General features: G+C 61.9%; 1 protein-coding gene. It reads right to left on the reverse strand.

Going from position 1 to position 1,079, the window contains the following annotated elements:
- Window positions 1-1,032, reverse strand: a 1,032-nt coding sequence (locus BST14_RS28110) for an IS630 family transposase (protein ID WP_083067492.1), incomplete at its 3' end; no start/stop codon positions are given.
- Window positions 1,033-1,079 lie beyond the last annotated feature (47 nt).

Raw genomic sequence — 1,079 nt, forward strand, 5'->3', positions numbered from 1 at the left:
TGCAGTCTTGGTCCAGTTGAAGGGGCGCGGGTTGTCGTTCCAGGCGGTGATCCAGTCCCGGATGTCTTTTTCGAGCGCTGGGATTGAGCGGTGTGCTCCGCGGCGCAGCTTCTGGTCAGTCAGTAACCCGAACCACCGTTCGACCTGGTTGAGCCACGAGGAGTACGTCGGGGTGAAGTGCATATGGAATCGAGGATGGGCCGCAAGCCATTTCGTGATCGTCGGTGACCTATGCGTGGAGTAGTTGTCACAGATCAAGTGAACGTCCAACTCGGCGGGCACGGTGGTGTTGAGCTTGGTCAGAAACTTTTTGAACTCGGCCGCGCGATGCCGGCGATGGATCGATCCGTAGACCTCGCCGGTAGCCACATCCAGGGCGGCGAACAGCGTGGTGATGCCGTGACGCACGTAGTCGTGGGTCCGTCGCTCGGGCATCCCGGGCATCATCGGCAGCACCGGCGCACTGCGATCCAGGGCCTGGATCTGGGATTTCTCATCGACGCAGAGCACCAGTGCCTTCTCGGGCGGGTCCAGGTACAACCCGACGACATCACGCACCTTGTCGACAAACTGCGGATCGTTGCTGATCTTGAACGTGTCCACCAGGTGGGGCTTGAGTTCGAACGCCCTCCAGATCCGGCCCACCGTGGATTTCGACAACCCCGATTCGGCGGCCATCGACGCCCGCGACCAGTGCGTGGCGTCGCTGGGCGCACGTTCCACCGTCGCCACCAACACCGACTCAATCTGCGCGTCGCTGATCGTGCGCGGGGCGCCCGGACGCGGCTCGTCGGTCAACCCGTCGAGGCGCTTATCGAGGAACCGCTTGCGCCATTTGCACACCGTCTGCGGCCACACGCCCTCCTCGGCAGCAACCTCCTTATTGGATTTGCCTGCAGCACAACCCAACACGATCCGACACCGCTGCGCCAACGCCTGGGATGATTTCGACCGCCGCGCCCACCGTTGCAACGTCTCACGCTCGTCAGTGGTCAACGTCAACTCAACTACCGGCCTACCCCTACTCGCCACCGACCAAGTCTACAATTAATCAACCAACTTACGGCGCAGGACACTAG

It is taken from the genome of Mycobacterium arosiense ATCC BAA-1401 = DSM 45069 (assembly GCF_002086125.1).
Lineage (GTDB): Bacteria > Actinomycetota > Actinomycetes > Mycobacteriales > Mycobacteriaceae > Mycobacterium > Mycobacterium arosiense.